The 26,261-nt window shown below is 45.5% G+C and carries 23 protein-coding genes; 14 read left to right on the forward strand and 9 right to left on the reverse strand.

The window, feature by feature from the left end:
• Positions 1 to 166 precede the first annotated feature (166 nt).
• The gene (prlC, locus tag FM037_RS00760; RefSeq protein ID WP_144044414.1) at positions 167 to 2,209 is read left to right on the forward strand and encodes an oligopeptidase A; all 2,043 of its coding nucleotides are present in this window, start codon (positions 167 to 169) and stop codon (positions 2,207 to 2,209) included.
• Positions 2,210 to 2,377: 168 nt separating this feature from the next.
• On the opposite strand, the gene FM037_RS00765 is transcribed toward prlC, so the two are convergent.
• Positions 2,378 to 2,815 (reverse strand): hypothetical protein, encoded by a 438-nt coding sequence (locus FM037_RS00765; protein WP_144044415.1) that lies wholly within the window; start codon positions 2,813 to 2,815, stop codon positions 2,378 to 2,380.
• 258 nt (positions 2,816 to 3,073) lie between these two features.
• Here FM037_RS00765 and FM037_RS00770 point away from each other — a divergent pair, with 258 nt between their 5' ends.
• Positions 3,074 to 3,604 carry a thioesterase family protein gene (locus tag FM037_RS00770; protein WP_144044416.1) on the forward strand — a complete coding sequence of 177 codons (531 nt, stop codon included), beginning with the start codon at positions 3,074 to 3,076 and terminating at the stop codon, positions 3,602 to 3,604.
• A 26-nt stretch (positions 3,605 to 3,630) separates the two neighbouring features.
• On the opposite strand, the gene FM037_RS00775 is transcribed toward FM037_RS00770, so the two are convergent.
• On the reverse strand, positions 3,631 to 4,281 hold the full coding sequence (locus tag FM037_RS00775; RefSeq protein WP_144044417.1) for a glutathione S-transferase family protein: 651 nt from the start codon (positions 4,279 to 4,281) through the stop codon (positions 3,631 to 3,633).
• Between the two features lie 211 nt (positions 4,282 to 4,492).
• A complete protein-coding gene (locus FM037_RS00780; RefSeq protein ID WP_144044418.1) occupies positions 4,493 to 5,386 on the reverse strand; it encodes a LysR family transcriptional regulator in 894 nt (297 codons plus the stop codon).
• A 212-nt stretch (positions 5,387 to 5,598) separates the two neighbouring features.
• Between FM037_RS00780 and FM037_RS00785 the strand changes: the two genes are divergently transcribed.
• Entirely contained in the window at positions 5,599 to 6,288 is a 690-nt protein-coding gene (locus tag FM037_RS00785) for a DNA-3-methyladenine glycosylase I (RefSeq protein ID WP_144044419.1), read from the forward strand.
• Positions 6,289 to 6,438: 150 nt separating this feature from the next.
• Here FM037_RS00785 and FM037_RS00790 read toward each other — a convergent pair whose 3' ends face one another.
• A complete protein-coding gene (locus FM037_RS00790; protein ID WP_144044420.1) occupies positions 6,439 to 6,840 on the reverse strand; it encodes a hypothetical protein in 402 nt (133 codons plus the stop codon).
• A 9-nt stretch (positions 6,841 to 6,849) separates the two neighbouring features.
• Positions 6,850 to 8,190: a DHA2 family efflux MFS transporter permease subunit gene (locus tag FM037_RS00795; RefSeq protein ID WP_144044421.1), complete on the reverse strand. Its 1,341-nt coding sequence runs from the start codon at positions 8,188 to 8,190 to the stop codon at positions 6,850 to 6,852.
• A 310-nt stretch (positions 8,191 to 8,500) separates the two neighbouring features.
• On the opposite strand from FM037_RS00795, the gene FM037_RS00800 reads away from it, so the two are divergent.
• Positions 8,501 to 9,403 carry a LysR family transcriptional regulator gene (locus tag FM037_RS00800; RefSeq protein ID WP_144044422.1) on the forward strand — a complete coding sequence of 301 codons (903 nt, stop codon included), beginning with the start codon at positions 8,501 to 8,503 and terminating at the stop codon, positions 9,401 to 9,403.
• 199 nt (positions 9,404 to 9,602) lie between these two features.
• Here the strand turns inward: FM037_RS00800 and FM037_RS00805 are convergent, their stop codons facing one another.
• Positions 9,603 to 10,361 carry a TorF family putative porin gene (locus tag FM037_RS00805; protein WP_185976932.1) on the reverse strand — a complete coding sequence of 253 codons (759 nt, stop codon included), beginning with the start codon at positions 10,359 to 10,361 and terminating at the stop codon, positions 9,603 to 9,605.
• Between the two features lie 443 nt (positions 10,362 to 10,804).
• Between FM037_RS00805 and FM037_RS00810 the strand changes: the two genes are divergently transcribed.
• From FM037_RS00810 to FM037_RS00830, 5 genes are all read left to right on the forward strand, one after another.
• Positions 10,805 to 11,980, forward strand: a complete 1,176-nt coding sequence (locus FM037_RS00810) for an efflux RND transporter periplasmic adaptor subunit (RefSeq protein WP_144044423.1) — start codon at positions 10,805 to 10,807, stop codon at positions 11,978 to 11,980.
• Positions 11,981 to 11,995: 15 nt separating this feature from the next.
• A complete protein-coding gene (locus FM037_RS00815) occupies positions 11,996 to 15,139 on the forward strand; it encodes an efflux RND transporter permease subunit (RefSeq protein WP_144044424.1) in 3,144 nt (1,047 codons plus the stop codon).
• Positions 15,140 to 15,417: 278 nt separating this feature from the next.
• Positions 15,418 to 15,759 (forward strand): RDD family protein, encoded by a 342-nt coding sequence (locus FM037_RS00820; RefSeq protein ID WP_229381041.1) that lies wholly within the window; start codon positions 15,418 to 15,420, stop codon positions 15,757 to 15,759.
• A 7-nt stretch (positions 15,760 to 15,766) separates the two neighbouring features.
• Positions 15,767 to 16,165, forward strand: a complete 399-nt coding sequence (locus FM037_RS00825; protein ID WP_144044425.1) for an esterase/lipase family protein — start codon at positions 15,767 to 15,769, stop codon at positions 16,163 to 16,165.
• A 210-nt stretch (positions 16,166 to 16,375) separates the two neighbouring features.
• Positions 16,376 to 16,747: a hypothetical protein gene (locus FM037_RS00830; protein WP_144044426.1), complete on the forward strand. Its 372-nt coding sequence runs from the start codon at positions 16,376 to 16,378 to the stop codon at positions 16,745 to 16,747.
• An 85-nt stretch (positions 16,748 to 16,832) separates the two neighbouring features.
• On the opposite strand, the gene FM037_RS00835 is transcribed toward FM037_RS00830, so the two are convergent.
• Positions 16,833 to 18,419, reverse strand: a complete 1,587-nt coding sequence (locus FM037_RS00835; protein ID WP_185977036.1) for an AbgT family transporter — start codon at positions 18,417 to 18,419, stop codon at positions 16,833 to 16,835.
• A gap of 1,084 nt (positions 18,420 to 19,503) precedes the next feature.
• On the opposite strand from FM037_RS00835, the gene FM037_RS00840 reads away from it, so the two are divergent.
• From FM037_RS00840 to FM037_RS00850, 3 genes are all read left to right on the forward strand, one after another.
• Positions 19,504 to 20,073: a LemA family protein gene (locus FM037_RS00840; protein WP_144044428.1), complete on the forward strand. Its 570-nt coding sequence runs from the start codon at positions 19,504 to 19,506 to the stop codon at positions 20,071 to 20,073.
• 57 nt (positions 20,074 to 20,130) lie between these two features.
• Complete coding sequence (locus tag FM037_RS00845) at positions 20,131 to 21,141, forward strand: DUF3137 domain-containing protein (RefSeq protein WP_144044429.1); 1,011 nt, start codon at positions 20,131 to 20,133, stop codon at positions 21,139 to 21,141.
• Between the two features lie 306 nt (positions 21,142 to 21,447).
• The gene (locus FM037_RS00850) at positions 21,448 to 22,137 is read left to right on the forward strand and encodes a lytic transglycosylase domain-containing protein (RefSeq protein WP_144048768.1); all 690 of its coding nucleotides are present in this window, start codon (positions 21,448 to 21,450) and stop codon (positions 22,135 to 22,137) included.
• A gap of 204 nt (positions 22,138 to 22,341) precedes the next feature.
• Here FM037_RS00850 and FM037_RS00855 read toward each other — a convergent pair whose 3' ends face one another.
• Complete coding sequence (locus tag FM037_RS00855) at positions 22,342 to 23,685, reverse strand: MATE family efflux transporter (protein ID WP_229381042.1); 1,344 nt, start codon at positions 23,683 to 23,685, stop codon at positions 22,342 to 22,344.
• A 147-nt stretch (positions 23,686 to 23,832) separates the two neighbouring features.
• Here FM037_RS00855 and FM037_RS00860 point away from each other — a divergent pair, with 147 nt between their 5' ends.
• Together FM037_RS00860 and FM037_RS00865 are read left to right on the forward strand one after the other, a co-directional pair.
• Positions 23,833 to 24,729, forward strand: a complete 897-nt coding sequence (locus FM037_RS00860; RefSeq protein WP_144044430.1) for a LysR family transcriptional regulator — start codon at positions 23,833 to 23,835, stop codon at positions 24,727 to 24,729.
• Between the two features lie 44 nt (positions 24,730 to 24,773).
• On the forward strand, positions 24,774 to 25,151 hold the full coding sequence (locus FM037_RS00865; protein WP_144044431.1) for a nuclear transport factor 2 family protein: 378 nt from the start codon (positions 24,774 to 24,776) through the stop codon (positions 25,149 to 25,151).
• Positions 25,152 to 25,249: 98 nt separating this feature from the next.
• On the opposite strand, the gene FM037_RS00870 is transcribed toward FM037_RS00865, so the two are convergent.
• Entirely contained in the window at positions 25,250 to 26,092 is an 843-nt protein-coding gene (locus FM037_RS00870) for a 23S rRNA (adenine(2030)-N(6))-methyltransferase RlmJ (RefSeq protein WP_144044432.1), read from the reverse strand.
• Positions 26,093 to 26,261 lie beyond the last annotated feature (169 nt).

Consider the following 26,261-nt stretch of genomic DNA (forward strand, 5'->3'; position numbering starts at 1 on the left):
TAAAGTGTAAATTATGAGTAAATCAATATTTTGAACCAGATCAATGTTCTCTATGGTTTCGTCTGCTAGGTAAGCATTTTATACCGGAATTTAGTGATTCTTCTTGAATATGACTCACTTCGCCCATATCTCATAGACAGACTCGTTAATTTGCTGAGGAATAAACATGAGCAACCCTTTGCTTACCAGCACCAAGTTACCCCTATTTTCGAAGATTAAACCTGAACATATTCAGGTAGCTGTAGAGCAAGGTATCGCTAACTGCCGCAGTAAAATTGATCAAGTGCTAGCCCAGTCGACTCCCTTTACCTGGGATAATTTAGTTGCCCCTCTAGAAGAGGTGGACGATGAGCTAGGCAAGATTTGGTCACCAGTTTCTCACATGAATTCTGTTGTCAGTAGTGAAGAGTGGCGCGAGGCCCATGATGCCTGTCTGCCTCTGCTGTCTGAGTACGGCACTTTCGTCGGTCAGCATCAACCACTCTATGAAGCCTACAAGTCATTGAGAGCGTCGAGTGAATTCGAACAGATGAGCCAGGCCAAGAAACAAGTTATCGAACATAGTCTGCGTGACTTCGAGTTGTCAGGTATCGGCCTCAGCGATGAAGACAAACTCAGATATGGTGAGCTGGTCAAGCGTATGTCTGAGCTGACTAGTCGCTTTTCGAATCAGCTACTCGATGCCACTCAGGCCTGGAGTAAACTGATCACTGATGAGGGCGACTTAGCCGGTCTTCCTGAGTCTGCGATTGCCGCAGCTAAAGCCATGGCAACAGCCAAGGAGCTAGAAGGCTGGCTATTTACCTTAGATATCCCATCCTATCTCCCTGTTATGACTTACAGTGATAACCGTGACCTACGTGAAGAGTGCTACCGCGCCTTTGTGACTCGTGCATCCGATCAGGGACCCTTCGCCGGTGAATATGATAACGGCCCCTTGATGGATGAGATTGTCGCTCTGCGCCACGAGCTAGCCCAGTTGTTAGGCTTCGAGAGCTTTGCGCATAAGTCATTGGCCACTAAGATGGCCGAAACACCTGAGCAAGTGCTGGCGTTTCTTAATGAACTTGCGAGCCGCTCTCAAGAGCAAGGCAAAACTGAGCTGGCTGAATTGACTGAGTTTGCCAAGCAAGAGTGCGATGCAAGTGATCTTCAGCCTTGGGATCTAAGTTTCTATGCCGAGAAGCTGAAACATCACAGATATGAGATTTCTCAAGAGTTACTGCGTCCATACTTCCCTGAAGACAAGGTACTTTCGGGTTTGTTCTATACCGTGTCTCGTCTATTTGGCCTGAGTGTTAAAGAGCAGCAAGAGTTTGATAGCTGGCACAAAGATGTGCGCTTCTTCCATATTACCGATAGTGACGGTGTACATAGAGGAAGCTTCTACCTAGACCTTTATGCCCGTGAAGGTAAGCGTGGCGGTGCCTGGATGGATGATTGTCGTGGCCGTCGCCTGACACCAAATGGTCTGCAAGATCCTGTGGCTTATTTGACCTGTAACTTCAATGCACCAGTGGACGGCAAGCCTGCCTTGTTTACTCACGATGAGGTGACCACCCTGTTTCATGAGTTTGGTCATGGTATTCACCATATGCTGACCAAGATAGATGTTGCCGGAGTTTCTGGTATCAATGGTGTGCCTTGGGATGCGGTAGAGCTGCCTAGTCAGTTTATGGAAAACTGGTGTTTTGAGGAGGAGGCGTTAGCCGAGATATCCGGACATCATGAAACGGGTGAGCCGTTACCGAAAGCCATGTTAGATAAGATGTTAGCGGCGAAGAACTTCCAATCTGGCATGGTGATGCTGCGTCAACTCGAGTTCTCGTTATTCGATTTCAGGTTACATCTGGAATACAGCCCTAAGCAGGGTGCCAAGATTCAAGCCAAACTGGATGAAGTGCGTAGGCAAGTTGCCGTGGTCAAAGCCGCCGACTTTAATCGTTTCCAGCACAGCTTCGCCCATATCTTTGCCGGTGGTTATGCCGCAGGGTATTACAGTTACAAGTGGGCCGAAGTGCTTTCTGCCGATGCCTTCTCGCGCTTCGAAGAGGAGGGGATATTTAACTTAGGAACTGGTCGTAGCTTCCTTGAAAATATCTTACAGATGGGCGGCAGTGAAGAGCCTATGGTCTTGTTTAAACGCTTCCGTGGGCGTGAGCCTAAGATAGATGCTCTGCTGCGCCACAGTGGTATCGGCGGCGAGTAAAAAGCTGGCTTAGCTTCTATGCTGTACCAGTTATTAAAATGCCAATCGGTTTTCCGATTGGCATTTTTATTGGCTGTTTAACGATGATTTGAGTCGGTAACTTAGCGCTTTGGGGCGTTTTTTAAGATAGGAATGTTGAGACATATACCGACTGGAATGAGATCTCGATCAGTCGAGCCTTTCTAAGGTGAAAACTTTCTTGGATTGAGTTTCAGTGACTGTTCCGTCTTCCTGAGTATTACTAGACCAGGATTCAATGCCTCCTAAGATCACTTTTTCATGGGGTACAAGTTTCAGGCTTGTCATGATTTGATTACTGAATGCAAATTCTGGCTCTGCACCTGTTTCAGATCCAGGTAGTGATTCTATGGAGTGGCGGAAAAATTTAGCATCAACATCAAAAGTATCTTCTCCCATATTTCTGATGGTGATGTCATGTTTTTGGTCTTTAAACGTTAACTCTTCTCCGAATAGGCTTGCTGATATCTTGATGTCTACAGATGTCGCTGTTTCATAGAGGTATATCTCGGTCTGTCTATCCTGCGCATTCGAATTTAGCGTGATGAACAGCATAGATAAAACCATTATCATAAGTGTTGATTTCATAAAATAATAATCTTATATCGGAGGCCAAATGGCTCTTGGTTTTTTTAAGGAAGTGATAAATACCATTTAACACTGATAAATACCAGAATGCTGCGATTAAATCTTAAGGCTTGGATATGCCCTTACTCTTACATTAGCAACTTGTGATCTGGTATGACCTCTGTTAGCCTTTCGAGCTCTTTAAAGTAGCATGTATTAAATGCCGTTTTTTAAGTATCGTTTTAAGTATGTTTTAAGTATTAGTTGTAAGGACTGTGAATGAATCTCTATTTCAGGTTAATTTGGCTTTTTGTCTGGCGAGTACGCCATTGTAATTCTATCGGTTTCCTCGACACCAGCCGTATCACCTATCGTGCCTTGCCCTTTGATTGTGATATTAATTTGCATGTGACTAACTCAAGATATCCGGCATTTCTGGATCTTGCCCGTACCTATATGATGGCCGAGATGGGGTTCCTGAAGAAGTTCATCAAGATGAAATGGATGCCAATCGTCAATGCCGCCGAATTTACCTACATCAGAGACATCAAGCCCTTCACTAAGTTCGAGATAGAGACCAAGCTGGTGGGCTGGGATGAGAAATACTTTTATATCGAACAAAGGTTTGTCAGTGGCGCTACCCTACACTGCATCGTACATGTACGCGGCGTGTTTGTGTGTCGAGGTAAGCAAGTCCCCATAGAGACGATGATCAAAGAAGTTAACTTCGAAGGTCCGGCCCCGGAACTTCCCCCGGAAGTGATTAAGTGGAAGCAGTTTCTACAACTGAAGAAAGAGCGGAATATTTAAAAGTTACTAGAATCTAGGTACTTATCCTAAGGTATTGGCCTCCTTCCTGAGAGGACTTCTATTTGTGCCAGAACGACCTCTTCTGTTACCTGTTGAAATGCGCCTCTTAATTGAGCCTGATGCCAGTATCTGTCCAAGTTGTCATATTCAAATAACTTAAAATGGTCTTGTGCGCAATACAGGCACGGGAAAAGCGCGCAGTCTGCCAAGGTTAAACTATCGCCACATAACCAGTGATTATGTTCTAACAAGGCATCTAAGTAATGAAGAAAGCGGTTAATGTCATTTTCTAAATACTTAATGCGTATCTGATTATTGTCACCAGACTCGAGTTTTTGGCGTTCGAGTTCAAATAATATATTACTGAAATCTTGATCTATCAGGCGGTCTTGTAAGCGCGTATCCAGAGCGACTTTCTGTTCTCTAGGTAGCAAGCGAGTGCCAGTGGAAAATTCATGATCGACATATTCTATAATAATGCTCGATTCAGGAATTAACTCTCCGGCCTTGGTCTTGAGGAGTGGCACCTTACCCGGAGGATAAAACTGACTGAACTCTTTGCGGGAAAAAGGATCGGTGAGTTCTATGATTCTTGGGTAGAAGTTGGCTTGTTTTTCGTAGAGGGCAATAAGGACTTTCTGTGAATAGCGGGAAAGTGGATGATAAAACAGCTCCATCAGCTATCGCCCTCAAAGATAAAAGTAAGTCCTATAGATAACTTTAGTCGCTACAGTTTAGAGCGCAAACCCATAAGCTATCCGAGTATGATACCAATTCCATTAAATTTATGATTAATTCAGAGCTTTCTCAGGGCTTTAAATTCAAGGCGCATTGTTGAAGAAATGGTTATTCCCTTTTGAGGCCATTCAGCCTTTAGCCGTTTTTCAATTAAGCCTTTAGCCGCTCTTCAATAAAGTCGAGAAAAGCCTTCACCTTAGGTGGTACCACATCGTTGAACGGGTGAGTTGCGTAGATGACTCCCTCTTGTAGATGATAGTCGGACAAAATGTGCACCAAGTGTTTGCTGGCTATCTGAGGCTGGGCTAAATAACTTGGTAATATTCCAATGCCGAGCCCTTGCTTGATTAGGCTCATGACCCCTAAGTTACTATTACAGCTGATAAATGGATTGATATTGAGTGTAAACTTATCGCCATAGCTATTTTTGATCTGACATCGTTTAGGGAGTTGATTCGACGCCTGCAACACCCATTGGTGCATCTGTAGCATATCCGGGTGTAGTGGCGAACCATGTTGTTCAAGGTATTGCGGACTGGCGACAAGATATTCATCGAATTGTGCTAGTTTGATGGCTTCTATTTGTGGAACTATCTGGGCATCAGCCTGAATCGCTATGTCGATCTTATTCTCTCGAAGACTCATGTGTCGATCTTCGAGCTGTATCGAAATGTGTATCTTAGGATGAAGTCGATGAAACGCCCCTATATGCTTGATCAGATCGTGTTCACCGAAACAAATCGGAGCTAAAATTTTAATACTGCCATGTAGCTCAATGTCATCGGGGTGAGTCGCATTTTCGGCCTGTTTGGCCAGCTGAAGCAGTTCGGCACAATAATAATAGAAATTTTGACCCTCATGGGTGAGCGCCATTTTTCTCGTGGTTCTCTGAATCAACTGTGTTTCACATCTTAGCTCTAATTTCTTCAGATGTTGACTGACCATGGATCGACTAATACCCAGTTCCTCAGCTGCAGCGGTGAGGGATCCTTGTTCGACGACGTTTGCAAAGACTAGCATTCTATACAGTTGCCCAGCGTCCATAGATTCTCCCAATGACAAAATAACCGATAGTTAAATCGTAGTAACTAAACTTGCCGATAAATATTGATTGTTTATTAATTGGCTCGTTATTAAAACTAGATGTTTGCTCGGTTTTTGTCCAGTATCATTGGAGTCTCTAAGGGAAGTCATTGCTTTCTGTATTATATTTCTTACTATGGACAGATTATTTAGTTAGGAATCGATATTTCAATATGAGTCGACAAGAATCTTTCTCTGCCATCTATCAAAGAGCCAGTGACCGCAAAGGTGGTGATGAAGGCCTGGAAAGCCTGCTAGAGGTGACTCTCAGTGTCGATGAGATAGGTGAGTATAACGATGCTCAACTGCTGTCTGAGATGAGCAAGAAGGTGTTTCAGTCAGGGTTTGTTTGGCGCATCGTCGAGAATAAATGGCCTGCCTACGAGAAAGCCTTTTTCGGTTTCGAGCCTATGAAGGTGCTGATGCTATCGCCTGAGCAGTTACATGATAGGGCCAGCGATGTGACACTTATCAGACACATGAAGAAGACCATGGCCATCTATGATAATGCGCTGATGATTCAAGATATTGCCAGAGAGCATGGCAGCTTGGCCGAATATATCGCCAACTGGCCTGGTGAGGATATTATCGGCTTATGGGCACAGCTTAAACGCAGAGGCACTCGACTTGGTGGTAATACGGGTCCCTACTTTCTGCGAGCCATGGGCAAGGATACCTTCCTGTTAACCAGTGATGTGCAAGCTTATATGAAAGCGCACAAGCTGGTGGACTTTGGTTTCAGCTCAAAGAGTGGGCTCAAACAAGTGCAAGCAGTATTCAACACCTGGCAACAAGAGTCAGGCCGTAGCCTTGCCAATATCAGCCGCATTCTGGCCTGTGGCGTAGGGGATAATAGGGTTTAGGTTTTTTCTACGAGCTGTAAGTTTTAAGTGAAAGAAAAGCTTGAGGTGGCTATGTAGTATTTTACTTGGTTATGAACAGACTACTATGATGCAGGCTTGATAGGTCATTATCTAAGCCTGCTTGAAATATGCGATGAGACTAAGTGCTAATTATGGACTGACAGGCGTTTCATGTAGATAAAGCCAACGTAATTTCTCACCAGTTGTATCAATGATTGCTGTTCCAAGACGCTCTGTAGTCTGAGCATATTCATGGTGGATTTCTCGGTAGCGGATCGTCACTATGCCATTCTCGTCGAAGACTGGCATAACATCCTTAATGATTATCTCTAACTCAGGGCGTTTTCCTAAAGCACTATTGAACAGCTGTGTTACCTGAGGTAAACCGACGACGATGCCTTGTTGAGTGATCATGGTAAATTTCGGATCGAAATACGTTAGTAGCTCGGATAAGGCGTTTTTTCCTCTTTCTTTTGAATGAGTAAAAACCTGATGGATCAATTGATGGATTGTGTGCACGCTTTCTGTGGCGAGTATTTTTGTATTTTTCATTGAAGTACCTTAGTTTAGATTTTTGATGTACAAGAGTGGCAATATGCCAATCAGGGCGGCGATTAAATATGTAAGGTGATAGGCTTCGATTTTTGGGAGCTGCAAGGCAACACATAGCAGATTAAAGACCATGGTAAAGAAAGCTGCTCCGACGCAGAAAGATACCTGTCGATTGATGTTCCAGATCACGCTGCCTTTTGACATTTGATGTTTATCAAAATCCATCAATGCGGTTGTCTGTGCACAGTTAGCTCCTAAGCCTCCGCCAATGCCCATCAGTGTGTACGCCAGCATGATTACCATGAGTGGTGAGCCTGGGTGAACCCATAGCAAGGTAGATATACCTGCGCTGTGTAGTATTAAGCTACTGATAAATAGCTTGTTTGGTCCAATTCTGTTGTAGCTCCGGCCACAGAACATCATGGCAATAAGAGCTCCAAAACCATAGAGAATCATAAACATACCGGTTTTATCTGCGCTGAAATTCAATATGTCTTGTAAGAAAAATATATTGAGCAGATTAACGCCGGTAAATACCCCAGGAATGGCGTAATAGATGATGACCGACAAGGTCAGCTTGTTATTTTTGAGTAGGCTTAGGTTAATAATGGCGTCTTCATGGTTTTTGTCGTGTTTGATATAAAGTAGGGTAAGTGCCGCCACTGTGGGCAGGGTGAATACCCCAACTAAGCTATTTTGATCGTTAGCATAAACTGACATTCCCATTAGCAGTGCAGTTAACGCTACACTTACAAGTAGCAACCCCCAGATATCTGGCTTTGAGACTGCGGCCCTTCTTTCATTTCGAATCCAGTTCCATGCTAGCAGGCACACCAGTATTGAGAGCGGAGCATTACTGAAAAATACCCAGCGCCAAGAGAAGTGTTCGACAATAATCCCTCCTATCATTGGTGAGATTGCAGGGGCAATTAATGCTACCGCCATCACTAAGGTAGAAACTTTGGCTCGCTGACTATTTTTGAATTGGCTGAAGGTCAGTGATTGTCCTATGGGGATCATAAGGCCCGCACCTAATCCTTGGATAAATCGCCAGCTGACGAGTTCATAAAAACTGCTTGAAAAACCACATAAGAGCACTGAAATGGTAAATAAGGCCATAGATAGGCTGATAATATTCCTTGGCCCAAACCGGCTGGCTAACCAAGGGCTGATGGGAATGATTAAAGTCATTCCCAGGATATAAGCATTGGCAACCCAAGCTACGGTTGAGGTATCGGTGTGGAATTCACTGGCAATCGAAGGCAGGGCGATTGCCAACATGAAGATATTAATGCAGTCGATAAAGAAACCGAGTAAAAAAACCAGTGTTATTTGGTAGCGATAAGTCATCTTGTATGCCTCTTATGTGTAAGGTGAATGTATAGGGGGATCAGATGACCAGAGAGATCTGAACACTGAGTCTTCGAGTTTTCATAGTGCGGCAGACTGGATTAGTGATTTTTAGCTAATCTAGTCCCGAAGGTTCTGGTTCCCTCATTACTGGCTTGGTCTATCACTCTATTTTCTTCTACGGTTATGAGCGCCATAAACCATCCTCAATGTTGGATTTATATTGTCGGTAGATTAAATGGTTCAATAAATGTGAGCAATAATCTAAAATTCACAACATTAGTGATTAATTCTGAACAATGAGAACGTCATGGATCTTCTTAAATCGATATCTACCTTTCAATTAGTGGTTGAATATAAGAGTTTCTCCGGTGCGGCCCATGCTATGAATTTAGTTCCCTCTGCAGTGAGTCGACAGGTGAGTGAGCTAGAAAAGTGGTTGGGAGTACGCTTATTGCAGCGGACAACGCGGAGCATAGGCTTAACTAGCGAAGGGCGAAGTTATTTGGCACAGATGGCGTTGATTAGCCAGAGCGTGGCGGAGCTAAAAGGGGCGATTCCATCCAGTACAGAATTAAAGGGCGACTTAAGGATTACGGCGCCATTAATTCTAGGGAAATATGTTTTGCCATCTGTGTTATCGCAATTTTCAAACCAGCATCCAGAGGTTAACCTGTCACTTTTTTTGACGAATAGAAACGTAAATTTGGCCGAAGAGGGTTATGATCTGGCACTGCGAGTAGGTAATTTACCTGACTCAGGTTTGATTGCGCGCACGCTAGGAGAGTACCAGATCAAAACCCTCGCATCTCCCAGCTATCTGGAGCGTTATGGCGTCATTCTTACCCCACAGGAACTGAAAGGTCATCGGTGTTTGATTAATAATGCGAGACATACTCCGAGGCGCTGGCTTTATCAAATTGACGATAATCCTATACAAGTAAAAGTGCATGGCGACATTGAGTCGAATGATTCTGAATGCTTACTGGAATTTTGTTTGCAAGGTCAGGGGATCATACAGTTGCCGACTTTCCAAGTTAGGCGCTTGATCGAACAGGGAGAATTGGTTGAACTAATACCTGAGTACAGCGCTCCCCCTCAGCAGGTTTCTTTACTATTTACCAGCAATAAGCTGATGGGGCCAGTACAGCGAGCCTTAATTGATTTTCTGGTAGATTTTTTCCATAAAAATCCGGTAGCAAGGGGAAATTAATTACTCATCTCAATAAATTATCTATGAGTTGCATAGTCCTTTTGCTTTATCTGGAAGGGTACAGCATAAAAAAGGCCAGCCTGGAGTAGGCTGGCGAAAGTTTGTCAAAAGTTAAGCAATAGATAGCGACGTGTATTGAACTGTGTATTGAGCTAGGTTGCAGGGTAAAACTGTTTCTAAGCACTTATATAAAACTATTTTAGAAGCTTTTGTTGATGCCGATAACGAATCTGTCATCAAAAATTTTGGTTTGAGTGCCGTAAACCTTGTGGGTTTCATCGACTGTGCTGCCATGGTATCTAAGGTCGAATTTAAGTCCTAAATAGACCTTACTTACACCCAGATTCCAGTGCCCCCAACCTTCGGCACCTTCGCCGTCTAAGTCTTGATAGCCCACGGAGCCGGAAACGTTCACGCCGTTACTGAATTCATAACTCGGATGAATGGCGTAGTTAACCCCTTGCCAGCCGTCGACACCAAACCAATCATCGATTGTTGGGGTGACTTCCAGTTGAATATTTGCCTGACCGAATTGCTTGCCGACTTTTAGCCATAATTCTGTGTAGTTCGAATATGAAGCACCTGCATAGAGATAAGAGAACACCATGACATCATAGGTGAATCCGCTATCGCCGAATTCGCCAGCTTTCCCGATGAAAGGCGCTGTGACAATTTCTAGGTTAGGATCGGCAAATTTGATGTTTGATGCGAATATACCGCCATACCAACCATCATCATTCCCCCAACCTAAGGTGCCCTGTACCACAGGAACGTCACCGTCCATAGTCTCAGATTCGCCACGAAATACGTAGTCGGAGGCAAAAGTCAGGTTACCTGTGATGGTGCCACCCAAGACTTCTGAACTTGAGTCCGACTCTGCTGCTTGTGCAAAGGAGGAGGCTGAAAGTAATAATCCGCTTAGAAGCAAGGTGTGACCTAGTTTCATCTTGACTGTCATGTTCGTAATCTCACATAAATAGAATTTGTTAGCGCAGTTACATCATAAGGGGGAGATGTGAATAGAATTGACTACTTGGATGAATCAAAAGCGAAAAGATATGAACAAATATGAATGAGTTAGCCGATTTATCTTGCTGGTAATAATGGTGATATCGCTAATTGTTTTTTCTGCTTGGATTGAGAGATGTCACAAGTCGAGTGTGACCTGAGTCACACAATTAGGGTGTTTTAACCTGCTCGTAACATAAGTTCATGATTATCAGCCAAAATTTGCATTAGCTTACAAATTTACAGTTAGTTCTCCTTGTTGACCTTGTTTAGTTATGAGATAAAGGCACGTTCAAATCTTACACAATAATTTATGCTTCCAATTATACCTGTAATAGTCGTTTCTATTGTTCGGAATACCATGTCTGGTCGGTTGCTTTGATAGGAGTTCTCATGCGGCAAATAGTGAAAATTGCCTCTTTTTTAAGTGTGGCGTTATGGATAACTGCTTGTGGGCAGAATGGAGATGCTAAGCAAGGTCATGGACCTGGAATTGCTGAAGTCGGCGTCATTAAGGTTAAAGCCCAGTCTCAGGATATTCAAGTCGAGCTGCCAGGACGGAGTAAGGCATTCCTCGAGGCCGAAGTTAGACCCCAGGCCTCAGGCATCATCACCGAACGTACGTTTGTGGAAGGCAGTGATGTTAAGAAAGGCCAGTCTCTCTATCAGATTGACTCGGCAACCTATAAGGCGGCCGTGATCAGCGCCGAAGCCGACTTGGCCAGTGCTAATGCCAGTCTGGTGTCAGCAAAAGCGAAAGCAGCACGCTTTAAAGAGTTGATCAAGACCAATGCCATCAGCCAGCAAGACTTCGATGAAGCTGATGCCTTGTATAAAGAAGCGCTAGCCAATGTGATAGTTGCTAAGGCGGCCATTAATACCGCCAAGATTAACTTAGTCTACACGGAAGTTAAGGCGCCTATCTCAGGCAGGATCAGTAAGTCCAGCGTCACTGCAGGTGCGTTAGTGACAGCGAATCAGTCACAAACGCTGGCAAAGATTCAACAGTTGGATCCCATCAATGTGGATATTGCTCAGTCCAGCGCTCAATTATTGCGCTTAAAAGCCAAGCTTAGGCAAGGTAAGTTGCAGGCAACCGATAATGCCGATGTGCAGCTTATTCTCGAAGACGGCACGACTTATGCCCATGCGGGTGTATTGCGCTTTGCTGAGGTGAGCGTCGATGAGAATACTGGTTCGGTAACTTTAAGAGCCGAGTTCCCTAATCCGGATGGCCTGCTATTGCCTGGTATGTATGTGCGTGCAGTGCTCAATGCAGGTACAGATCCGCAAGCGATTCTAGTGCCACAGAAAGCGATCACCCGTAATACCAAGGGACAGGCCGTTGCTATGTTAGTCAATAGCGAAAACAAGGTTGAATCTCGAGTCGTGATGACTGCAGAAGTGATCGATCATCAATGGCGTATCACAGATGGTCTTGCCGTCGGTGATGTTCTCATTGTCGAAGGATTACAAAAAATTCGCCCTGGCGCTTCAGTTAAATCTGTAGCTATTAGTTCAGATGATTCGGCGAGTACACCTGCCAGTCAGTCGGCTAACCAGAAATAAGAGTAAGGTAGAGTTATGGCACGTTTCTTTATCGATCGCCCTATTTTTGCTTGGGTGATCGCCATCATTGTGATGCTGGCTGGGGTCTTGTCGATCTTCGGGCTACCCGTATCTCAGTATCCGAGTATCGCACCGCCATCGGTTGTGATCAGCGCCGTTTATCCTGGTGCATCAGCTAAAACCATGGAAGATTCGGTGACTCAGGTCATCGAGCAGCGAATGACGGGTCTGGATAACCTGCGTTATATATCATCAACCAGTGATAGTTTCGGTAATGCGCAGATCACCTTGACCTTCAATGCGGAGGCCGATCCTGATATTGCTCAGGTACAAGTGCAGAACAAGTTACAACTTGCTATGCCGTTGTTACCTCAGGAAGTACAGGCTCAAGGTGTCAACGTCAGTAAGTCGAGCGCTGGTTTCTTGATGGTATTGGGCTTCGTTTCCCAAGATGGTTCTTTGGATAAGAACGATATCTCGGATTATGTGGCTTCTAACATACAAGATCCCATGAGTCGTGTAGCTGGTGTGGGTACTATTCAGCTATTTGGTGCTCAGTATGCGATGCGTATCTGGTTAGATCCCTTCAAGCTGACTCAATTTAATCTGACTAGCATAGACATCATGGCCTCTATACGTGAGCAGAATGCTCAGGTATCTGCGGGTCAGTTAGGTGGTGCTCCATCAGTTGGTGGACAGGAGCTTAATGCGACTGTATCCGCTCAGAGTCGTTTGCAGACAGTAGATCAGTTCGAACAGATCATCATCAAGTCAGATTCCAGCGGTGCGAATGTGTATCTCAAGGATGTGGCTCGGGTTGAACTCGGTGCAGAGGACTATTCGTCGGAGTCGTTTTATAACGGTAAGCCTGCGGCGGGTATTGGCATTCAATTAGCGACCGGTGCTAATGCATTGGCAACGGCTAACGCAGTACGGGCTAAGATTGACGAGATGAAGGCCTTCTTCCCTCAGGGGCTTGAAGTGGTTTATCCCTATGATACAACGCCATTCGTAGAGCAATCTATCGAAGGTGTTGTGCATACCTTGCTCGAAGCCATTGTCCTCGTCTTCCTAATCATGTTCCTGTTTCTGCAAAACTTCAGGGCGACACTCATTCCGACCATAGCCGTGCCTGTGGTGCTATTGGGGACCTTCGCTATTCTGTCGGCGGTCGGTTTCTCCATCAACACCTTGACCATGTTTGCCATGGTATTGGCCATCGGCTTGCTGGTGGATGATGCCATCGTGGTGGTGGAAAACGTCGAACGTGTGATGCAGGAGGAAGGGCTAAGCCCCGTCGAGGCCACCAAGAAATCCATGGATCAAATCACCGGCGCCCTGGTGGGTATCGGTTTGACCCTATCGGCAGTATTCGTGCCTATGGCATTTATGTCTGGCTCGACCGGTGTCATCTATCGCCAGTTTTCGGTGACGATAGTGTCGGCCATGGGGCTCTCGGTGATGGTTGCCTTGATTCTGACTCCCGCTCTGTGTGCCACCATGCTTAAGCCAATGAAGAAAGGTCAGACGCATATTGACACTGGCTTCTTCGGTTGGTTTAACCGCAGCTTCGACAAGATGACATCGCGTTACACCGACAGCGTCGCAGCCATGATTAAGCGTACAGGCCGTGTCATGTTGATCTATCTGGCACTCGTCGTCGCCGTGGGTTGGATCTTCATGCGTATGCCCACTGCTTTCCTTCCCGATGAAGATCAGGGCATCATGTTTACTCAGGCTATCTTGCCTGTGAACTCGACTCTGCAAAGTACTCAGAAGGTGATGGAAGATGTCACCGACTTCTACCTCAACGAAGAAAGTGAAAATGTGAAGTCTGTATTTACTGTATCTGGCTTCAGCTTCGCGGGTAACGGTCAGAACATGGGTATCGCCTTCGTCAGTATGAAGGACTGGGCTGAGCGTGAAGGTGCCGGACAAGATATTCAATCAGTCGCAGCTCGTGCCATGGGTAAGTTTATGCAGATGAAGGAAGCCTTCGTATTTGCATTCGTACCTCCTGCGGTTATCGAACTAGGTACGGCAAACGGTTTCGACTTCTATCTCCAGGACAGAAATGGCCAAGGCCATGACAAACTTGTGGAAGCGAGAAATATGTTGCTCGGCTTGGCATCACAGAACCCTAACTTGACAGGCGTACGCCCGAACGGTCAGGAAGATGCGCCTATGTACCAAATACATATAGATCAGGCTAAGATCCGTGCCTTGAGTGTCGATATCAACTCGGTGAACAGCGTGCTGGGTACGGCCTGGGGTGGTTCATATGTGAATGACTTCATCGATCGTGGTCGAGTTAAGAAAGTGTATGTACAAGGTGAAGCCGAGTACCGGATGCAGCCTGAAGATCTTGATTCCTGGTATGTACGTAATACCAAAGGGGAGATGGTACCTTTCTCGGCTTTTGCCACGGGAACTTGGGAATATGCATCGCCTCGACTGGAGCGATTCAACGGTCTGCCTGCGATGAACATCCAGGGTGGAACGGCACCTGGCTATAGCACGGGTGCTGCCATGGTCGATATCGAAGAGATGGTGAAGAAGTTACCACCGGGATTCGGTGTCGAGTGGAATGGTCTATCCTATGAGGAACGCCTATCAGGTAACCAGGCTCCGGCTCTGTATGCCCTGTCTATCGTAGTGGTATTTTTGGTACTGGCGGCGCTCTATGAGAGTTGGTCTGTGCCTTTCGCGGTGATCTTGGTGGTGCCTCTGGGCATTATCGGTGCGCTTATAGCCATGAATGCCCGCGGTTTGCCTAATGACGTATTCTTCCAGGTGGCGCTATTAACGACGGTGGGACTGGCGACGAAGAACGCCATTCTGATCGTAGAGTTTGCCAAGGAATATTACGACAAAGGGGCGACTCTTGTTGATGCTACCTTGCATGCGGTACGGGTGCGCTTGCGTCCTATTCTGATGACCTCTATGGCCTTCGGTCTTGGTGTGGTACCTCTTGCCATAAGTACCGGTGTAGGTTCAGGTAGTCAGAACGCCATAGGTACAGGTGTATTGGGCGGCATGATGAGTTCTACCTTCATGGGGATCTTCTTCATCCCAATCTTCTTCGTGGTTGTCGAGCGTATCTTCAGCAAACGAGAGAAGAAGAAGGCAGTCGAAGCCGAGACCAGTGCTACGCTGTAGCATAAGATGATCTCGATTTGATAATGTCATAAAAAACCCGGCAATAACATTGCCGGGTTTTTTATTGGGAGCAAACTTAGCTACACCTCAGGATAAACATTAGTTAACTGTTTTTGTTCCTGTGGGTGATATACCTTATCAATGCTGGCTTAAAAAAGGATATCGATTAATTAAGGAGAGAAGTACTTTATGGATAATCAAAACTATGCAGGACTTAGGGTAAGGTTTTTTGCTGCACTCATTGATCTTGTTATCATGATCCCCTAGTCTATATTCCTTTGAGCCTGATCTATGGCGGCGAATATTGGGAGGGCGAGCAAGTCTTATATGGCTTCTGGGATCTCTTTTTAGGCTATGTCCTACCTTTTATTGCCACGATTTTCTTCTGGTTGAAATACCTAGGCACGCCCGGAAAGATGATCACTAAGTTAAAAGTGGTCGATGCAGAAACAGGTAACAAACTCACCGTTATTCAAGCACTAGGGCGATACTTTGGGTATATCCTTGCAGCACTTCCTTGCTTTATTGGCCTAATCTGGATTGGGGTAGATGAAAGGAAGCAGGGTTGGCACGATAAGTTAGCTAAAACTGTGGTGATCCGAAACACAGAAAGGGCATGAGGTTCAGATGAAGCTCGCACTACTACTCTCAATATTCCTGTTAAGTGCAGCTTCTACTCATTCGTTTGCTGACGAATGCGTCGTGTTGCTTCATGGCTTAGGTCGCAGCGCCGCCTCAATGGAAAAGCTGGAAGACAGGTTAAAAGATCATGGCTATGTGGTGGCCAACATCGATTATCCATCCCGAAAGATGTCAATTGAATCTCTGGCTAAGATTGCAGTGGTGGAGGGATTGGAAACATGCACCAAAGCAACAGCGAGCCAAATTAACTTTGTGACTCACTCATTGGGGGGCATTTTAGTCAGGCAGTATTATACCATTCCATATAAGTATCAGGTCAGTTCAGAGACTCTCAGCTTTTTCAATTCAAGGCACATTGATGAGGAAATGGTTATTCCCTTTTAAGTCAATGCAACACAGAAGTGGAAACACTGAGAGCCTCACGCAGTGCGGGTTTCAAAGCCCTTTATGCTACGTTGAATGTTTTCGATATAGAATAACTATTAGCTTCAAACATTCGCCTTGCCTACAGTGCTTTGAACTCCCGCTGAATGATCAGATACTTACTCGGAATGGTATTATAGCCAACATAGCGCAAGTGCTGTTAATCGAGTCGTGATATTAGGCCCGCCCAATCAAGGTAGTGAGATTGTAGATAAGCTGGGTTCAATACCTGGCTATGAGCTGATCACTGGCGAGGCTGGGACTCAACTTGGTACCGACCCTTACAGTATTCCTAGCCAGCTTGGAGCGGTAAATTTTGATTTAGGTGTGATTGCAGTTACTCAATCGATTAACTTGATTATGTCTAGCATATTACCTAATCCTGACGACGGAAAGGTGTCTGTGGCGGCGACTAAAGTGGAGGGAATGAATGATTTTTTTGCATTGCCAACGATACACTCACATATGATGAAAAATGATGCTGTGATCAATGAAGTTGTAAATTTTCTACTCCACGGCAGGTTTAATCAAGGTCAACAGTAACAAAATCTCGCCTTCCCTAAAGCGACGAAGTCGCGCCCTCGCAGGGCTTTCGACCTCGTCTACCGTTTCTAATTCCTAGTCTCTTCTAAGGCGTATAATACGTCGCTGCGCCTGGTCCCACTGGCATCTCTAATACGAACACCCAAAGGAAGAAGAACAGTGTCCAACCGATAAAGAACACGATGGAATATGGCAACATGGTGGCGATAAGCGTACCTATGCCTAAGTTCTTTTTATACTGGGAAGCAACCGCAAGGATCAGACCAAAGTAGCTCATCATGGGGGTGATCAAGTTAGTCACAGAATCACCGATCCTATAGGCTGCCTGAATGGTTTCCGGGGCATATCCAATCAGCATCAGCATGGGCACGAAGATGGGTGCTGTTACTGCCCATTGAGCCGAGGCGCTACCTAACATCAGGTTGATGACACCACACATCATGATGAAGAGCAGAAACACCAAGGGGCCGGTCAGGCCGATGGCGCTGAGCGCGTCTGCGCCGGAAACGGCCAGCACTGCGCCTAGGTTAGTCCACTTGAAGAAGGCGACAAACTGCGAGGCGAAGAAGACCAGTACGATATACATACCCATGGAGCTCATGCTGTGGGACATGGCGTCGATGACATCTTTATCACGTTTCATGGTGCCGACGACTTTACCGTAGACCAGACCCGGAATGGCGAAACAGATAAAGATAAAGGCGACGATCCCTTTAAGGAAGGGGGAGTCGGCCACTAAGCCTGTTTCTGGATTTCTCAGTGGTGCACCTTCCGGGACAATAGTGAGTGCCAGCAATGCAGAAAGCAACAGTATGGCAATTCCCGCGGCTTTAAGGCCACGCTTCTCCAGAGCACTGACTGAGTCCATCTTCTGATGGCTTAAGTCGACTGCGGCTTCACTGGCATCATATTTACCTAGTTTAGGCTCGACAATCTTCTCGGTGACAAGTGCACCTAAGATAGTAATTAGAAAGGTAGAGACGAACATGAAGTACCAGTTGGATTCCGGCCCTACCGTGTATACCGGATCGATCATCTGAGCCGCAGCCTCTGTGATACCAGATAGTAGCGGATCGACTGTGCCTAAGAGTAAGTTGGCACTATAACCACCGGATACCCCAGCGAAAGCCGCCGCAAGGCCCGCAAGCGGGTGGCGTCCCAGGGAATGGAAGATCATCGCCGCCATAGGAATGAGTACCACGTAACCTAGTTCGGCTGCCGTATTCGATATGATACCGGCGAATACTATGGTCAAGGTAACCAGACGCTTAGAGGTGCCCATTACCAGAGAGCGCATCGCTGCCGAAAGCATGCCAGAGCGCTCGGCAATTCCCACACCTAGCAGGGCTACCAGTACTGTGCCTAGCGGGGTGAAACCGGTGAAGTTTGTCACCAGATTCGAGACGATCATTCTCAGACCTTCGGCGTTCATCAAGCTGACAACATGAATGAGGCCGTCTTCACTGCGTCCCGATGAGCCAACTGGGCGAGGGTCGGTAATCGAGAGTTCGAAGTAACCTGCGATGCCGCTTATGACGATAACGGCCATACAGAGCATGGCGAAAAGTGTGATGGGATGAGGAAGTAGATTACCTAATCGCTCGACAATATTGAGAAAACGCACGAAAGCGCCGCTTTGCCCCCCAGATGGTCCCGATGATTTGAGAGGCATATCTATGCTCTCATCTTTATTTAAACCCATACCCTGCTTCCTTCAATGTTGGCCTCTTTGGGCCTTTTTGACGCCACTTTGTAGCTGGCTTTTTTGGTTTTTAGACTCGGGATTTCCGAGTCGACCGGTAATAGTGTCTTAGTAGGTTTAACTGAAGCTTAATTTCAGGCAAAAAAATGGACCCAAGTATGGGTCCAAAAAGGATATTTGATTTGCACTAACAATTACAAAATTAGAGAAGTACAAGCAAGTAGTTCGAACAAATGGGGTCATGCTCTCGCTGCTTGCTTGATTGCTAATGTAGCAAGGTGCTGCTGTACAGAAACTGAATGATAAAGTTATTAGACTCAGTAGCTTCATTAAATTTCAGGCAAAAAAAAGCCTCTATTCTAAGAGGCAAAAGGGTTCTATGTTTACTTAACGACTAGTTTGGTGCTTAAGAACTAGTTGTTAGGATTCTTTCCGGCAAAGAGAGTTTAAATCCAGGGAGAATTATTAACACCGTTTGCTTAACAACTAATCTACTCCATCTTGTCTGTATGAATGCTGAATCATGATGTAGAGAGTACAAAATCCTTATTTCAATTTATAAACCTCTCCCCTTTGATAAAGGTAACTTCAAACGTTCTAAACGGATTTTCTTATTAAAAGCCTCAAAATATGTCAGTCAGTATTGAATACTTCTCTTAGTGAGCATTAATTAGAGTTAATTACTCATATATCCACGATTTTCTACTTGTTTTCTGACCACTTGGTTATTCTTTATCACATGGTGATTTATATATTTATTAATTAAATTAGATCTTTAAATTTAATTAACGAAATTTATTTAATTTATAGTCTATTTTTTAGCTTTACTCTCTATTTGAGTGAGAACCTAAGGTATTTACTAGGTTTAGTCGATTTAAAGCACTATAAATAGCTAGGGTTTCTTAAAATAGTTCAATAAGCACCCTCTAATTATTCATTGGCCTTCGACATAAATGTATGGAAATAGAGGGGAAAATAGGTAAGAGTAAAGGGTTAAAGCTTAATCAAAAAAAGCTAAGTAAATTGTCGCGAAAAAGAATAATAAGGACATGAGATGGAAGGATTGCTGTTAGCTGTGGGATTAGTCGTGATTATTGCCTACCTTTGGTATGTCAGCCTGGTGAAAAAACGCAATACGGGTCGTGAAGCCTTGTCAGGTATCGATGTGCAGATCAAGAAACGTTCGAATCTGGTGCCGAATATTTTGAAAATAGCTCAAAAATTCATGGAGCATGAGAAAGCTCTGCTCACGGACATCACAGAATTGAGAGCGCAAGCAACTAAGTCATATGACACCAATGATGTGGCCGAGATTAGGGAGCATCTTGCTGCTGCCGAGCAGCTTAATAGCAAGATGGGCCAGCTTATGATCAACGTTGAAGCATACCCTGAGCTTAAGTCTGACAACACCATGCTACAGGCTATGCAAACTTATAACGAAGTAGAGGCCCATATCTCGGCTGCGCGTCGTTTTTATAATGCGGCTGTGACTGAGCTGAATAATGCGGTAGAGATATTTCCTGGTTCTATCATAGCTTCCATGGCAAATATCAAGGTTATGCCTTTCTATGAAGCCGATGAGGCCTCGAAAGCGTCCATAGATGCGGCCGACTTCCTTAAATAATTTGATGTCGCGGTCTCATGGACCGCATTCCTCCCCTGTAAACTAGTTTGATAGCAAATGAATATAGTCAGTTTTATTTTGGGTGCTCCCATTAAGCCTAAAAGGCAATCACAACGGCTTGTGGCTGTCCGTGGTGAGATTGAATCGCTAAGAGCCCATTATAATGAGCATATCGAGCCACTCACCCGTAAATTTGAGAACCGCCGAGTGGCTTGTCTGAAAACGCTTAGACAACGTATTTATATGAGTATTGGCCTTTTCGCGGCTATTGTTTTTGTGGTCTATCTATTCGATACTCGCCAGCGGCTGGATATCCCCTGGTTTCTCTACCTCTTACCTGTGTTACCACTTTTCTGGTGGTCAAGCAGGCCCGTTAAGCGCTATAAGAGTGATGTTAAACAGCGGGTATTCCCTAAAATATTCAGTTATTTTGGTGATGACTTCATCTTTAGTCCGACCCATAGCATGAGCTTGTCGGTACTCAAGCGTTCAAAACTACTTCCGCATTATGACGATGCTAAGTTCGAAGATTATGTTCAGGGCACCCATAAGGGAGTGGAGATAGTGATCAATGAGCTGCAGCTGACCAAAGAGGTGAGGCGGAATAAAAGCCGCGACACTGAGACAGTATTCAGAGGTGTGATGGTTCAACTCAGCAGTCATAAGAAGTTTAATGGCCATACCCTTGTGGTGAAAGCCCGTGGAGGACTGATCAATTTCCTGTCTGATTCATGTAACAGCCTGTCTCGAGTCAAGCTGGAAGATCCGAGGTTCGAGAAGCGGTTCGATGTATTTTCCTCGGATCAGATCGAAGCGAGATACTTGCTCACTGTGAGTTTTATGGAGCGCCTGCAGGAATTGGCTAGCTGTTTCACTGGTAAGATACAGTGCGCCTTCTATGATGATAAGCTACTAATCATGCTTGCCAGTCGTGATAATCGATTCGAGTTAGGCTCAATTTTCAATGGTGCTACCTTCGAGTATGAGTTCAGCCAAATAAACAAAGAGATGCAACAGCTATTTGCTATGATTGAAGTACTTAAACTCGATGAGTACACAGGACTCTAGATGATAAAAAGGCATGGAGACTCGATTGAAAGCCTACAGAGGCAAGAGTGTTTGATAACATTTTCAATCTTGAGTTTTATAATAGGTATCTTGCTCACCGTGGGCCCAGTTCAGGCGGGGGATGAAGCCGAACTAGAACTACAACCACAGTTACAACCACAGCATAAACCTCACTATAAGGCTAGTTACTCAGAAACCGGGCTGGTCGTGACTCAGCAAGCCAGTGAAGAAACTCGCTTTAATGAAGCAACGGGTACTCAGAATTCGGGAACGTGGATAAAAAGCGTTCATTCGACCCGTACTGTAATGTCGACAACTGCTAAAAGAAGTCAGCCCCATATGTTGGATAATAACAGCCTAATTCAAGCACCAAGTACTCCCATACCCAGCTATTTACAGTCAAGCACCTCTAAGGCTCGAGGGGTATCGACTGGCATAACCGAGAATGGCAGCGAGCAACTTAAAGTCTATCAGTATAAACAAGCCAATGGCGTGATGGTTTTTGCTGATCATGCTCCGGGTGGTAATGATTATCAGGTGCTGCTCTATGACTGCTATGCCTGCCGTCCGGATTCAGATCTGGATTGGCGTAGGATGCCACTGTTTTCCCATGACTATGATGAGTTGATTGGCCAAGCGGCTAAGAGACACAAGCTAGATCCGGCGCTTATTCGCGCGGTGATCCACGCAGAGTCTGCCTTCAATGTGTTTGCACTTTCCCGGACGGGAGCCATGGGCTTGATGCAGTTGATGCCGGAAACCGCCAAAGAGTTAGGTGTGATTAATGCCTTTAAACCGGATCAAAACATAGATGGTGGCGCAAAATATTTAGCTCAGATGCTAAAGCGCTTCGATGGTGACATAGAGCTTGCCTGCGCCGCCTACAATGCTGGCCCCACCACGGTCACTCAGTATAATGGCATTCCACCGTACCCAGAGACCCAAGCCTATGTAAAACGAGTTAAGATCCTTCTACAGAGGTATCGTAAATCCTAGTTTGAGCCGAGTCAAAGCAAGCTAAGAAGGGTATTGCACACTCTACCCAGCCGAGACCCAAGCCTATGTAAAACGAGTTAAGATCCTTCTACAAAGGTATCGTAAATCCTAGTTCCTAGGTTCTAGAGTCTAGGAACTGATTAACCTCGCGATTCTTATCTGCTCTCAGATGATGCCAAACCATAGGCGCCACTATCATAAACATCAGCACATTAGAGATCGGCATGGCGAGCCATACGCCTTCGACACCGAGCCAGGGGGCAAGAAGTAGAGGAAGGGAAGTTGGATTAACATATTACCTATGGATATTCCTAACGCCTTCTTTCCCTGATTAACGGCCATGAAGAACATGATAGCTAACACCAGGTAGCCATCGAGAAACATGGCAAACAAGTGTAGCCGTATGCCAGATGTGGCCTCCTGTATCAGGCTGGTATCCTCTGCGTTAAAGAGTCCAATGATGGTACTCGGGAACAGATTCAAGATGAGTAACCAGGCTATTCCCGCTGTGATGGTGACCTTAGTCGCTAGGACCAGCACCTTCTTGATGTTCTCCGTCTGCTTGGCCCCGAAGAAATAACTCACTGGCGGTTGCATCCCTTCCCCTAATCCCTCAGCAACAAAATAATAGAGCACCATCAGGTAGCCGACAATGGCAAAAGCGCCTACGGTGACTGGTGAGCCATATTCCATAAATAGGCGGTTATGCAGTGCGAATACGAAGCTGGTGTAGAGGTACATGACAAAACTCGATGAGCCTAAGAGCAATATCTGCCTGGCTAATTTTATATCAAAGCGCATGTTTGCGAAATTAAGCGTTAAGTTGCTGACTTTCATCTTGGTAAAAGAAGATAGGAAATAGATGACTCCGCAACTTGCCACCGCTATCTGGGCTGCTACCGTCGCAATTGCTGCGCCGTGAAGCGCCATGTCCAGCTGCACGATAAAAATATAATCCAGCAGAATATTGAGACAAGCTCCCATCACCATCAGGCCTGTGGCTAGGTTTGGGCTCTCATCGTTGCGAATTAAGATCGGAATCGCCGAGGCCAGGATGGTAAAAGTGACACTCCAGCTAAAGGGAGCTAGGTATTGTTGGGCCAGTATCAAGGTGTTACCGGTTCCGCCTTGTGCCAGTAACAGGCTGGTTCCGCTCATAAACAACACCAGCGAGCCTAACAGGCCGAAACCTAAAATCAGGACTGCCGCGGTGGCTAAGGTATGGTTTGTCTTGAGTGATTGGGCGAGTGTTCCCTTGTTAGTGCTGGATGAGGCTTGTTCTTGCCCTCGGTTAATTGATAACAGACTACCGGAACCCATGCCGATCATCAGGCCAATGCCGGCAAAGATATAGATGATTGGCCAGGCCATATTGATGCCGGCCAAGCCTTCATAACCCACGTATTGACCGATAAAAATGCCATCGACAATCTGATAGAAGCCGTTAACCAGCATGGCTGCTACCGACGGAATAGCATAACGCCAGAAGGTGCGGTTAATGCTCTGTTTCGAAGAGTCGGATATTGGATGGGTCGCGTTGGCCTGCATAGATCACTTCTGAATGTTAAGTATGGAATCTGGATGTGATATTAGGTTATCCTTAATTTTCGGATTGATTAAGTTAGTTTGTATCCGATAATCGGATATATTGCTTATTTAGAGACGATACTAGGATGAGAGAAAAAGGGAAATGATATGAACTGGACGCTTTATCAGCTGGAAGCCTTTGTGCTTGCGGTGAACCATGGTTCGTTCTCTGCGGCAGCAAGAAAGCTGGGTAGGGCACAATCCAGGATCAGTACGGCGATTGCTAATCTGGAGGTCGATCTGGGCTTTGAGCTATTCGATCGCAGTGCCAAGTTACCTGTGCTTACTAAGCATGGAGAAGATATGTTTATTCAGGCTCAAGCCGTACTCGAACAGTGCCAGCGATTACAATCTCGTGCCATGACTCTCAGTACCGGTCAGGAAATCGCGTTAACTGTGGCGATGGATGAAGCGGTTCCAGTTAACGCTTTCGAGCTCTTGTTCGAGCAAGTCGCAATACAATTTCCTCTGTTGAAGTTGACGATTATCAATGGCTCAAGAGATGATATCGCCTCATGGGTCGATGAAGGTAAGGCCGATATGGGCATCGTTTTTCATGTGAGGGAGTTACCGGGTTCATTAGAGTTTATGTCTATCGGCCAATTCAGGCAGTCACTGATAGTGTCACCTAAACACGCATTAGCAAAAATTTCGTCTCCAAGCATCGCCGATCTCAATCAATATCGTCAGCTAGTGATCCGTGATCGTGTCGGCGATAGCCTGGCCAAAGCGCTATCGCCGAACCATTGGTATATCGATAGTTACTATTATATGACGGCACTCGTTATACGTGGCGTTGGCTGGGCACTCGTGCCCGAGCATGTGGTCAATGCCGAATGGTATTCAGGCGATGTTGTCGAACTGTCGACGGAATATATTCCTGATCCTTTATTAGTTGAAATGGGTGTGGTTAATCGCCGAGATAAAGCCTATGGCCCAGTAATGGAGTGGTTTTTTATCGAAATAGAGTCCATGTTTAAGTCAAATAGCCTTCAAAATTATTGATTTGTGCTAACTTAAGTTTAAGTACTGAGAGAAGGAGGGATTGCATGTTAACTAGTTTAAAGCAAAAACTCGTCGAGTTAGAACTCTACTTGCTTAAGTCCGATGTCCGCTCATCACCCGCGGAGTTAGATCTGCTCATTCATGAAGATTTTCATGAGTTTGGTGCGTCCGGTGCCAGTTTTGGTAAGCGGGAAGTACTCGAATGTTTACCTAAAGAGAAGTGCCCAAACTTCTGTGCCACTAGTTTCGAGCTGATAATGTTATCAGAGGATCTCGCTCAGCTGCGGTATCGGGCCACGATGAAGAAGCAGGATGAATTTACTGTCCGTTACTCACTGAGAAGCTCGCTGTGGAAACTCAATGAGGATATCGGCGAATGGCAGATGATCTTCCATCAAGGGACATACTGTGAGCAGTTTTAGTGTCAATCTTCTGCCGATGTTCAGCGCAAGTTTATGTTTAACCAAAATAAAGCCGCATAATAGCGGCTTCTTTGTTTTAAAGTGTTTGAGTTAGCTGGTTATTCGCCGACTTCCCATTTTACTGAGACTTTGCCGCCGCCTTGATTAAGCAAGGGAGCGAGATAGTCGAGCATCTCTGTGGCTGTCTCATCTAACTGCCAGGGAGGGTTGATGATCCAAAGGCCCGCAGCTGTCATGCCAAATTCATCACTGTCGGCTTTCACCGCTTGTTCGATTCTAAGCTGACGTTTGATACCACTGCCGATGAGCATCTTAAGCATCTCTTCGGTCTGAGCTCGTTTTACTACAGGATACCAGAGCATGTAAACGCCAGTTGAAAAGCGTTTATAGGCTTTGATTAACGCGTTGGGAACATCCTGGTAGTCGGTTTTCATCTCATAACTAGGATCGATCAGCACAACACCGCGGCGCTCCTGCGGTGGAACAGCGCTTATCAGCCCAGCTAAACCATCGCCTTTGATGACGCGCACTTGCTTATCTGCGCCGAGTTGCTCGTCAAGCAGGGCATGATCGGCACCGTGTAGCTCATGTAATACCATGCGATCTTTCTGGCGCATGTTCATATCGACAAAAGCTGGTGAGCCGGGGTAGAAGCTTAATTCTGACTTACCTTGGTTGAAGTGCCTAACATCATCCATATATTGCTGTAGTGATTCTGGTAGATCCTCCTTGTCCCAAAGCTTAGCCACACCGTCCAAGTATTCTCCGGTTTTTTGGGCAAACTCATCGGTAAGGGCATAACCACCTGCACCTGCATGGCTATCGATATAGGCCAGTGGCTTATTTTTCTTATGCAGTGATTTCAGCACTTGTAGTAAGAGCGCGTGCTTTAATACGTCGGCATAATTTCCGGCATGATAGCCGTGGCGATAACTGAGCATGAGAGTTCCAAAATTTAGCTTGAACCTAAGGTGAGAGACTTGAAAGATTAGATTCATTCGAGTGATTGTGCGCATTATAGTGGCTTAACCTCCGCAGGTAAATCAGCTTGCCGAGAAGCTCTTGTATTCACTGGGCAGCGCTTTTGGCATAATGGAGAGATAATCGTCC

This window comes from Shewanella psychropiezotolerans, assembly GCF_007197555.1.
Lineage (GTDB): Bacteria > Pseudomonadota > Gammaproteobacteria > Enterobacterales > Shewanellaceae > Shewanella > Shewanella psychropiezotolerans.

Bases quoted from the DNA above. Each gene is read 5' to 3' on its own strand.
- FM037_RS00790 (WP_144044420.1), bottom strand. From the start codon at position 6,840: ATGAAAAATACAAAAATACTCGCCACAGAAAGCGTGCACACAATCCAT.
- FM037_RS00840 (WP_144044428.1), top strand. From the start codon at position 19,504: ATGGAAGGATTGCTGTTAGCTGTGGGATTAGTCGTGATTATTGCCTAC.
- FM037_RS00785 (WP_144044419.1), top strand. From the start codon at position 5,599: ATGAGTCGACAAGAATCTTTCTCTGCCATCTATCAAAGAGCCAGTGAC.
- FM037_RS00805 (WP_185976932.1), bottom strand. From the start codon at position 10,361: ATGACAGTCAAGATGAAACTAGGTCACACCTTGCTTCTAAGCGGATTA.
- FM037_RS00775 (WP_144044417.1), bottom strand. From the start codon at position 4,281: ATGGAGCTGTTTTATCATCCACTTTCCCGCTATTCACAGAAAGTCCTT.
- FM037_RS00795 (WP_144044421.1), bottom strand. From the start codon at position 8,190: ATGACTTATCGCTACCAAATAACACTGGTTTTTTTACTCGGTTTCTTT.
- FM037_RS00780 (WP_144044418.1), bottom strand. From the start codon at position 5,386: ATGGACGCTGGGCAACTGTATAGAATGCTAGTCTTTGCAAACGTCGTC.
- FM037_RS00800 (WP_144044422.1), top strand. From the start codon at position 8,501: ATGGATCTTCTTAAATCGATATCTACCTTTCAATTAGTGGTTGAATAT.
- FM037_RS00825 (WP_144044425.1), top strand. From the start codon at position 15,767: ATGAAGCTCGCACTACTACTCTCAATATTCCTGTTAAGTGCAGCTTCT.
- FM037_RS00765 (WP_144044415.1), bottom strand. From the start codon at position 2,815: ATGAAATCAACACTTATGATAATGGTTTTATCTATGCTGTTCATCACG.
- FM037_RS00810 (WP_144044423.1), top strand. From the start codon at position 10,805: ATGCGGCAAATAGTGAAAATTGCCTCTTTTTTAAGTGTGGCGTTATGG.
- FM037_RS00865 (WP_144044431.1), top strand. From the start codon at position 24,774: ATGTTAACTAGTTTAAAGCAAAAACTCGTCGAGTTAGAACTCTACTTG.
- FM037_RS00845 (WP_144044429.1), top strand. From the start codon at position 20,131: ATGAATATAGTCAGTTTTATTTTGGGTGCTCCCATTAAGCCTAAAAGG.
- FM037_RS00870 (WP_144044432.1), bottom strand. From the start codon at position 26,092: ATGCTCAGTTATCGCCACGGCTATCATGCCGGAAATTATGCCGACGTA.
- FM037_RS00860 (WP_144044430.1), top strand. From the start codon at position 23,833: ATGAACTGGACGCTTTATCAGCTGGAAGCCTTTGTGCTTGCGGTGAAC.
- prlC (WP_144044414.1), top strand. From the start codon at position 167: ATGAGCAACCCTTTGCTTACCAGCACCAAGTTACCCCTATTTTCGAAG.
- FM037_RS00850 (WP_144048768.1), top strand. From the start codon at position 21,448: ATGTCGACAACTGCTAAAAGAAGTCAGCCCCATATGTTGGATAATAAC.
- FM037_RS00835 (WP_185977036.1), bottom strand. From the start codon at position 18,419: ATGCCTCTCAAATCATCGGGACCATCTGGGGGGCAAAGCGGCGCTTTC.
- FM037_RS00855 (WP_229381042.1), bottom strand. From the start codon at position 23,685: ATGCAGGCCAACGCGACCCATCCAATATCCGACTCTTCGAAACAGAGC.
- FM037_RS00770 (WP_144044416.1), top strand. From the start codon at position 3,074: ATGAATCTCTATTTCAGGTTAATTTGGCTTTTTGTCTGGCGAGTACGC.
- FM037_RS00815 (WP_144044424.1), top strand. From the start codon at position 11,996: ATGGCACGTTTCTTTATCGATCGCCCTATTTTTGCTTGGGTGATCGCC.